This is a genomic window from Psittacicella hinzii (assembly GCF_003585935.1).
Taxonomy (GTDB): domain Bacteria; phylum Pseudomonadota; class Gammaproteobacteria; order Enterobacterales; family Psittacicellaceae; genus Psittacicella; species Psittacicella hinzii.
In genome coordinates this window covers 1-9,133 of sequence record NZ_NRJG01000015.1, presented here as the reverse complement: position 1 = coordinate 9,133, position 9,133 = coordinate 1, and the positions used below count along the sequence as shown (strand labels likewise).

The window sequence follows — 9,133 nt, the reverse complement described above, 5'->3', positions numbered from 1 at the left end:
GTTATAGGCAACTGCTAATTTAGGAGATTTGGTACACTTAATTCACCAATAAACTAAGTAGCAGTCTTTTACTTAGTTATAACTATGGCTACCTATATAAAATCATGCCTAAATATAGCTAGGACATAACTTATAAATCAAACTAAGATACAACTTATTTTTCTCTTGAAAGTTAAAACTAAGATAAGTAATAAGTTTAGGCTAGATTCTATAAGATACTAGTTTAACAAATCATCTTTAACTTTCATTTAATACTAACACCCTGGCTTAGTAATACTGAATTCTAAGGGAGTTCGGCTGATCCAGCAACAACCTTAAATTATTCTATGACTATTTTTCAAAGAACAATCAAACAAAACATCGAAGTAGAAGGTATTGGTTTACACTCAGGCAATAGCGTAATGTTACGCCTTGTACCAGCTCCAGTAAACACTGGTATTGTATTCCGCCGCGTAGATTTAGATCCAATTCCTGAAATTAAAGCTGATCCTTATTTAGTAAAAGAAACTACCCTTTGTACTGGTTTAGTATCAGACGAGGGTGTACGTATTCAAACTATTGAACACCTAATGGCAGCTATTGCTTCTTTTGGGATTGATAATCTTTACATTGAACTTAATTCGCCTGAAGTTCCTATTATGGACGGTTCTTCAGCAGCGTTTGTTATTCTGTTCCAAGAAGCTGGTTTAGTGCACCAAGAAGCAGCAAAACAATTCTTCCGCATTACGAAAAAAGTACGTGTTGAAGATGGTGATAAATTTGCTGAACTTACACCAAGCACTACTAACAAATTCAACTTAGATTTTACAATTGATTTTAATCATCCTGTATTTTCTAAAGACTTAAGTCACTATAATATGGACTTAAGTACACAAAATTTTATTGACCAATTATCACGTTGTCGTACGTTCGGTTTCTTAAAAGACATTGAATACTTACAACAAAACGGTTTATGTCGTGGTGGTAGTTTAGCTAATGCTATTGTCTTAGATGAAACTCGTATTATTAACGAAGAAGGTTTACGTTACAATAACGAATTTGTACGTCACAAAATGCTAGATGCTATCGGTGATTTATTCTTATGTAACCACAACTTAATCGGCAACTATACTGCGTATAAATCAGGTCACCATTTAAATAACCAATTAGTACGTAAACTAATTGCTGAAAACGCTTTTGAAATCGTTACTTTCGAAGGTCAAGCTAACCAAGAAAAAGTTGATGCTCTAGAGCAAAAAACTATTCACACTTATGTAGCTGCCTAAGAAAGCTTAATGTAAAACATTATAGTATTTATACTGGCTAAGAGAGAATATGCATATACATATTCTCTCTTTTTTATGTCTTTTGCAAAATTTAAACTGCCCCTCATTTGTTTAGTCTTGATTTTTATGCTAAAGAGATAATTTATACGGTAAACACTGATCGTTTAGAGTATAATAAATCGCGTTATCTCTTTATTTTTACCTTAACAAAGAGTCACTTGTATTTCCTATGAACAAACGACAAAATAATACTGACCATAATAATACAGATAATTACCGTTTAGGTGTCGGGATTATTATTGTTAATAAAGCGGGACAATTATGGCTTGGTAAAATTACGCATTATCAGCAATGGCAATTCCCACAGGGGGGAATTGAGGAAGGCGAGACTCCTGAACAAGCGATGTATCGTGAACTGTTTGAAGAAACGGGAATTAAATCTCACCAAATTAAGATCATTGCTGAAAGTAAAAAATGGCAAACTTACAAGTACCCATTTTCTTTTCATGAGTTCGTTGGTGCTAGACAAAAATGGTTTTTAGTACAACTTATCGATGATAATGCCGTAATTGATTACTCTTTAGCTAAAGAATTTGTCGATCACCGTTGGGTATCTTATTGGTATCCAATTCGCAATGTAGTTTATTTTAAAGAAGACGTTTATCGTAAAGTGTTAAAAGAATTTTCACGTTTTGTTATTAAACGTAAGCCAAAATTCTAATTCATGATTGAGGAGACCACATGGATCATACGGTACTGATCTTTATAATTTCTTGCTTGGTAGCTGGTGTATTTAGTGGATTAAGTTCAGGTTTATTAGGTTTAGGTGGCGGTTTAGTTATCGTTCCTGTACTTAACTATCTATTGCCTAGTATTTTCCATATTAATCCTGAATACTTATTACCTATTTGTATTACCACTAGTTTCGGGGTTATTATTTTTAATACAGCTACGGCTTCATACAAGCAATATAAATTAAAAAATATCCACTTTAAAACAGCTTTAATTATTGTGCCACCAATGATTATTTTTTCAGCGATTGTAGGGCACTTTGTAACGCAAATTAATCCAGGATACTTAAAAATCCTTTTTGGTTTAGTTGTACTCTATAGTGCAATTCACATGCAGGGCAAAAAAGCTCTTGTTGAAGAAACTCAAAATTATAGTCTAGGTTCGGTTAAAGGTGTACTTGCTGGTGCTGCTATTGGTTCAATTGCGGCTACGGCTGGAATTTCGGGTGGCTCATTTTTAGGTCCACTTTTTAATTCTTGCAAGTTCCCGATTAAAAAAGCTTTAGGTACTTCATCATTTTGTGGTTTCTGGTTAGCATTATCTAGTTTTATTAGTTATGTTATTTCTGGAGCTCATATAGATACAGGCGTACCTTATACTTTTGGATATTTTTCATTAATTGCCTTTAGTGCAATTTTAATCCCTTCGGTAATTTTTGCTTCTTATGGCGTAAAATTACAATCCGTTTTACCAGCACCAAAAGTTAAACGTATTTTTGCGTACTTTTTAGTGCTTATCGCTTTAGACATGTTTATTGAAGGTTACGAACTAATTCATAACCCTCTCTTAACATTTCTAGGATAAAGCTGTAAACTTTTGTTTACTAAAGCTATATGCAGCTAGTTATAATTCATAACTAGCTTTTTTATGACCCTTAGCAATCCATGATTATCCTTAATCAGGCTGCCTTTACTAAACAGATATGAAAATTCTAATTTCCATCTTACTTATTTTTGCAGCATTGTTTTCGACAGCTAGTTATGCCGCGATCCCTTTTCCGCAAATAAATCCAACGGCCTTTACGGTTTTTGGCTTTAATGTGCAATGGTACGGTATATGTTATTTAATTGGTTTGGGCGGTGCCTTACTTTTTAATTATTTATTATTAAAAAGAGACCATCGTACTTCTAAGACCTATAATGCCCATATTAGTGCAGGACGTTTTACTGATATTGCCGTAAATTGCTTTTTAGGAGCAATTATTGGGGGGCGTTTAGGTTATGTATTATTTTATGATTTACAAGCTTATTTAGCAGACCCTATACAAATTTTCATGATCCACAAAGGTGGTATGTCGTTTCATGGAGGTTTTCTAGGAGTGTTGGCTACTCTTTGGTTACAAACGCGTAAAACTAAAGATTTCTGGACTGTAGCTGATTTAGGAGCAACAGTTATCCCATTTGCTCTTTGTGTGGGTCGTATTGGTAACTTTATAAATGGTGAACTTTGGGGTCGTCCTACAGATGTACCATGGGCAATGGAGTTTCCATCTGGAGGTTATATCCCTCGTCACCCGTCTCAGCTCTACGAAGCAGCACTTGAAGGCTTAGTATTATTTATTATTCTTGTAAGCGTACGTTGGAAACAAATTCCGCGTCCTGGTTTACTTTCTGGACTTTTTGTTATGGGCTACGGGATTAGTCGCTTTATTATTGAGTTTTTCCGTAATCCAGATGCTCAATTAGGCTATGTACTCGGACCATTTACGCAAGGACAAGTTCTTTCAACGCCAATGATCCTATTTGGTTTATGGTTAGTTCTAAGTAGTAAACATCGTAAAGTAAATCCAGTTACACCCCAATTTGAAAATTAATCTCAGTAATAATGAATAATAAATCCTCTTGGTCTGCATATAATTTAGAGCTTAATTTAAGTGATACAGAACATAGCCTACAAGTAAATAAATACCATGCAATGTTCGATCACTTAAGTGCCGCACAAGCAACCAATTTAGCCCAACGTGAGGGCGAACTCGCTCTTTATACGCACCAAAGTTTTTTTACTGAACAAGTGCAACCTGCCGCACCACCTCAAACTTGGAGTCAGCTTTTAACTTACGTACAAGCTCTAGTAGGTAAAACTGTAGAGCAAATTGCGGATAAGCACCAAGTAGAACTAATTGATAGTTTAAAATTAAATCGCGGCTGGTTAGGTAATCTAATTGAAATTGCCCTTGGAGCAAGTGCCGGTTCAAAGCCGACCCAAGATTTTATTGACTTAGGTCTTGAACTTAAAACCTTAGCTATAAATGAAAATGGTAAGGTTAAAAGTGATATTTTTATCTCGAGCTTACCGCTTAATAGCTATATGCTCCAAGATTGGCAATTAAGTCATGTACTTTATAAACTTAAACGCATCCTTTTTATTCCGGTAGAAAATAATCCGGAGATCCCTTTAGCACAAAGACGTATTGGTAAAGGGTTTATTTGGTCACCTAATGCACAACAGTTAGCTACTTTGGAGGCTGATTGGAAAAGTATTATGGAGATCATTACACAACGTGATTTTACGGCATTAAAAAGCAATTTAGGAAGTGCTTTGTGTGTACGGGTAAAAGCCTTAAATACCCAACAAAGTAATACTTTTAATGATATAGACCTACATAGTATTAATCTACCTCCTCTATCTTTTTACTTACGTCGTAATTTTGTAAATGAAATTTTACAGTCTGTATATAACTCATGAAATATGATTCAGAACAGCTGGTCATTCTAAAAGGTCTTGAACCGGTACAGCAACGACCAGGAATGTATACTATTACCACTAACCCTAATCACTTACTCCAAGAAGTGCTCGACAACTCTGTCGACGAAGCCATTAACGGTTATGGTAATAAAATCAAAGTTACTCTCTATCCTGATAATAGTATTGAAGTTGCCGATAATGGGCGAGGTATGCCTGTAAACATCCATAAAGAAGAGGGAGTTTCAGGAGTTGAAGTAATTCTGACTCGTCTACATGCTGGTGGTAAATTTAATAATTCTAACTACGGTTTTTCCGGTGGTTTACATGGGGTAGGGGTTACAGTAGTAAATGCCCTTTCAACCAAGTTAGAAGTAACCGTTAAACGTGATGGTAAAGTGTATTTTATGCGCTTTAACCATGGACAACGTGAAGACAAACTTAAAGCTATTGCTAAATGTCCGAATTACGAAACTGGTACAACCGTACGCTTTTGGACAGATCCTAAATACTTCGATAGTGAAAAATTTGATCTAAAATCTTTAGTACAAATTTTCGAAGCTAAAGCTATTCTTGCTCCAGGTTTAGAAATCAACTTTGTCGACTTACAACATAATACCGAACAAGCTTGGCGCTATGAAAAAGGGATGGAAGAATTCTTATTAGCTAATTTAGAACAAGATTTCTTACCTAACCCAGTTTTTACTACTCATGCTAAAGGTGAAAACGAAGAATTAGATCTGTGCTTTGCATGGAAGTTTGAAAGTCCGGTAGTAGTTAGTGAAGCTTTTACGAACTTAATTCCAAATAATTTAGGCGGTACTCATGTTAATGGTCTACGTTCAGGGATTTTAGAAGCCGTAAAAGACTTTTGTCAATTACACGATTTACTTGATAAGAAAACTACTTTAGTTGCTGATGACGTATGGGCTCATTGTAATTACATTCTTTCATTAAAAATGAAAGATGCTCAATTCCAAGGACAAACGAAAGAGAAGTTAACTTCACGTTCAGCTTCGGCCTTTGTAAATAGTCAAGTTAAAGATCTATTTACTATTTGGTTAAACCAAAATACCAACTTAGCTACAGAATTAGTACAAATCTTTATTAACAATGCACGTAATCGTATTGCTAAAGAAAATAAAGTTGTACGGAAAAAAGTAAGTTCGGGACCGCGTTTACCAGGTAAATTAACTGACTGTATTTCTTCAGATCTAAGTCGTACTGAACTGTTTATTGTAGAGGGGAACTCGGCAGGTGGTTCGGCACGTATGGCACGTAACAAAGAAACCCAAGCTATTTTACCTTTACGAGGAAAAATCCTGAATACTTGGGAAGTATCTTCTAATGAAGTGTTAAAAAACAACGAAGTACATGATATTGCCGTTGCTATAGGCTTAGATCCCGATTCTGATGATGTAAGTGGTTTACGCTACGGTAAAATTTGTATTCTTGCCGATGCTGATAGTGATGGTGCACATATTTCAACCTTAATTTGTGCCCTCTTTATGAAGCATTTCCCTAAACTGATTGATGCCGGACATGTATACGTGGCTTTACCACCTTTATTTAGAATTGATGTAGGAGCAAACGTGCATTATGTCCTTGATGAATCTGAGAAAAATGCAGTTCTAAGCAAATACAAAAATAGTAAAAACATTCGCATTACTCGCTTCAAAGGATTAGGAGAAATGAATCCTGATCAATTAAGAGAGACAACTTTAGATCCAAACAATCGTCGCCTTTTACAACTGCGCTGGGATCTAAATGGTAAAGATCCAAAAGACTCGGCTATCAAAATGGTCGATATGCTTTTAGCTAAACGTCGTGCTCCTGATCGTCGTGACTGGTTAGAAGCTAAAGGTGATGTAACTAAAGTTAGCGATTAAATTGTATGACACAGAAACAAGAAGTTATTAATTACGAAGGAGTTGAAGAGTTTGACTTAGCTGCTTATTGTGAAGCTGCCTACTTAAACTATGCTACTTACGTAATCAAAGACCGTGTATTGCCTTACGTTGGAGATGGCTTAAAGCCTGTACAACGTCGTATTATTTATACTATGGCAATTGAAGGCATTAACTCAAAAGAGAAAAAGAAAAAGTCAGCCTATACAGTCGGTCAAGTACTAGGACGTTTCCATCCGCACGGTGATTCAGCCTGTTATGAATCTTTAGTAATAATGGCGCAAAACTTTACATACCGTTATCCGCTCGTAAGTGGACAAGGTAACTTTGGGGAATTATTTAACCCTAAAGGTTTTGCGGCTATGCGTTACACTGAATCTTTTTTAAGTCCGTATAGTACGTGCTTATTAAAAGAGTTAAATAGTGGTAATATTGAGTTCCAGCCCAATTATAACGGTGATGAAGATGAACCTGTATATTTACCAGCCCTCTTACCTAATATTATTTTAAATGGTACTACAGGGATTGCGGTAGGGATGGCAACAGATATTCCTCCGCATAACATTAATGAAGTAGTAGATGCTTGTTGTTTACTAATTAGTAAACCTAAAAGTACGCTCGAAGATATTATGGAGCATATTAAAGGTCCTGATTATCCGTGTGGCGCTGAAATTACTAATAGTAAAGATGAATTATTCCAAATTTACAAAACAGGTAAAGGAACTATTCGTCAACGTGCGGTTTGGCATCAAGAAAAAGATCAAATTATTATTACTGAATTGCCTTACCAATCAGCACCGAGCATTATTCCGCGCATTGCTGAATTAATTCAAAACAAGAAGACGCCACAAATAGAAGATATTCGTGATGACTCTTCTGAAACAGAAACTCGTGTAGTACTACAACTTAAATCTAGTAGAGTTGATGCACAAGCTCTAATGCAGCAACTTTTTGTTTATACCGATTTAGAAAAAACACACCGTGTAAATTTAAATATTATCGGTTTAAACGATAAACCTGCAATTAAATCTTTACTCGAAATTCTCAACGAATGGATTGAGTTTAGAAAACATATTGTTCGTAAAAGATATTTAACGCGTCTAGAAAAAGTTGCTAAAGAACTAACACGTATTGCTGGATTTATTATTGCCTTTAATAATCTTGAACAAGTAATTGCCATTGTACGTAATAGTGCTAAACCTAAAGATGAGTTAATGCAAACTTTTGCCTTAACCGAAGAGCAAGCAACTGCTATTTTAGATTTACGCATTCGTAACTTAGCTAAATTAGAAGAGCAAGCTTTAAGACAACAACAGGCCGAACTTGAAGCTGAACAAAGTTACATTAATGAACTTTTAGGCAGTGAAAGTAAATTTAATCAGCAAGTTAAAAAAGAACTCTTAGAAGCTAAGAAAATCTACGGTAGTGAACGCATTAGTCCAATTGTTGAACGTGAGGCTGCTAAACCTTTAGAAATTACTGAAGAAATTGCAGCCGAAGACGTAACTGTTGTAATTTCACAACGCGGATGGATTCGTTGTGGTCGTGGGCACGAAATTAATCTTGAGAATTTAACTTATCGTAATGGTGATGCCTTCTCACAAATGGTGAAGTGTAAAACCACTGATACGTTATATTTCTTAGATTCTACTGGTCGTAGTTATAATCTTCTAGCTAATGACTTACCAAGTATGCGTGGTTATGGCGAATCTATTACCGGTTTTATTAAATTACCAGACCAAGCCTCTATTGTAGGCATGTTTGTCGCGCAAGAGCAACAACGCATTATTTTAGCGACCAATTCTGGTGATGGCTTTATTGTTAAAGCTGGTGATTTAGCAACTAAAATGAAAGCAGGTAAAGCTATTTTTAGTGTTAAAGAGCAAGCTGAACTTTTAAGTCCAATAGTGCTCCCTGAACAATATTCAGAACAAGCATTACCTGGTACTTATGAACTCTTAACTATTACTAACTTAGGACGTTGCTTAAAATTTGATGTAAATGAAATTCCTGAACGTGCTAAGGGTAGTGGCGTTAAACTAATTACTATCGATAGCAAAGACTTTACAGATAACCGTGAATGGTTAGAATATGTATTTTTAGTTGATAAAGACACTAATATGCAAATTCGTAATGGTAATCGTAAAGTTACAGTTAGTGTAAACGATTTAAATCGTATTAAGAGTTCGCGAGGTAAAAAGGGACGAAATCTGATTAAAGGTTTAAATGCTAATTCAGAAATTTCTCCGCTAACTAAATAGTTATTTTTATCATTCGATATAATTTTTAATCCCCTTAGATCTCTAAGGGGATTAATTTTTGTTAAATGCCGTTATTTGCTACATTTACTTGTGCAATTTTTTATTAATAAAGGTAAAATAAACAACTAGACAAAGATATAATTTAGCAAAATTAGCATAAAAAAGTTTGACCGTAAAATTAACATAATTAAGTTTTCCGCACCTAGTAATTCGGTTTATTTAAATA

The 9,133-nt window shown here is 35.0% G+C and carries 7 protein-coding genes; all 7 read left to right on the top strand.

Annotation, left to right across the window (positions count from 1 at the left end):
* The first annotated feature begins 326 nt into the window (after positions 1 to 326).
* The 7 genes from lpxC to parC all read left to right on the top strand — a co-directional run bounded on the left by lpxC (position 327) and on the right by parC (position 8,907).
* The gene (gene lpxC, locus CKF58_RS00835; RefSeq protein WP_119530096.1) at positions 327 to 1,265 is read left to right on the top strand and encodes a UDP-3-O-acyl-N-acetylglucosamine deacetylase; all 939 of its coding nucleotides are present in this window, start codon (positions 327 to 329) and stop codon (positions 1,263 to 1,265) included.
* A gap of 229 nt (positions 1,266 to 1,494) precedes the next feature.
* On the top strand, positions 1,495 to 1,986 hold the full coding sequence (locus CKF58_RS00830; RefSeq protein ID WP_119530095.1) for an RNA pyrophosphohydrolase: 492 nt from the start codon (positions 1,495 to 1,497) through the stop codon (positions 1,984 to 1,986).
* A 20-nt stretch (positions 1,987 to 2,006) separates the two neighbouring features.
* Positions 2,007 to 2,861, top strand: a complete 855-nt coding sequence (locus CKF58_RS00825) for a sulfite exporter TauE/SafE family protein (protein WP_119530094.1) — start codon at positions 2,007 to 2,009, stop codon at positions 2,859 to 2,861.
* A 118-nt stretch (positions 2,862 to 2,979) separates the two neighbouring features.
* Positions 2,980 to 3,870, top strand: coding sequence for a prolipoprotein diacylglyceryl transferase (lgt, locus tag CKF58_RS00820; RefSeq protein ID WP_119530093.1), 891 nt, complete (start codon positions 2,980 to 2,982; stop codon positions 3,868 to 3,870).
* A gap of 11 nt (positions 3,871 to 3,881) precedes the next feature.
* Positions 3,882 to 4,742 carry a DNA mismatch repair protein MutH gene (locus CKF58_RS00815; protein WP_119530092.1) on the top strand — a complete coding sequence of 287 codons (861 nt, stop codon included), beginning with the start codon at positions 3,882 to 3,884 and terminating at the stop codon, positions 4,740 to 4,742.
* On the top strand, positions 4,739 to 6,628 hold the full coding sequence (parE, locus tag CKF58_RS00810) for a DNA topoisomerase IV subunit B (RefSeq protein ID WP_119530091.1): 1,890 nt from the start codon (positions 4,739 to 4,741) through the stop codon (positions 6,626 to 6,628). The genes CKF58_RS00815 and parE overlap by 4 nt, the downstream gene beginning before the upstream one ends.
* A 5-nt stretch (positions 6,629 to 6,633) precedes the next feature.
* On the top strand, positions 6,634 to 8,907 hold the full coding sequence (gene parC / locus CKF58_RS00805; RefSeq protein WP_119530090.1) for a DNA topoisomerase IV subunit A: 2,274 nt from the start codon (positions 6,634 to 6,636) through the stop codon (positions 8,905 to 8,907).
* Positions 8,908 to 9,133 lie beyond the last annotated feature (226 nt).

Bases quoted from the DNA above. Each gene is read 5' to 3' on its own strand.
- lgt (WP_119530093.1), top strand. From the start codon at position 2,980: ATGAAAATTCTAATTTCCATCTTACTTATTTTTGCAGCATTGTTTTCG.
- parE (WP_119530091.1), top strand. From the start codon at position 4,739: ATGAAATATGATTCAGAACAGCTGGTCATTCTAAAAGGTCTTGAACCG.
- CKF58_RS00815 (WP_119530092.1), top strand. From the start codon at position 3,882: ATGAATAATAAATCCTCTTGGTCTGCATATAATTTAGAGCTTAATTTA.
- lpxC (WP_119530096.1), top strand. From the start codon at position 327: ATGACTATTTTTCAAAGAACAATCAAACAAAACATCGAAGTAGAAGGT.
- CKF58_RS00830 (WP_119530095.1), top strand. From the start codon at position 1,495: ATGAACAAACGACAAAATAATACTGACCATAATAATACAGATAATTAC.
- parC (WP_119530090.1), top strand. From the start codon at position 6,634: ATGACACAGAAACAAGAAGTTATTAATTACGAAGGAGTTGAAGAGTTT.
- CKF58_RS00825 (WP_119530094.1), top strand. From the start codon at position 2,007: ATGGATCATACGGTACTGATCTTTATAATTTCTTGCTTGGTAGCTGGT.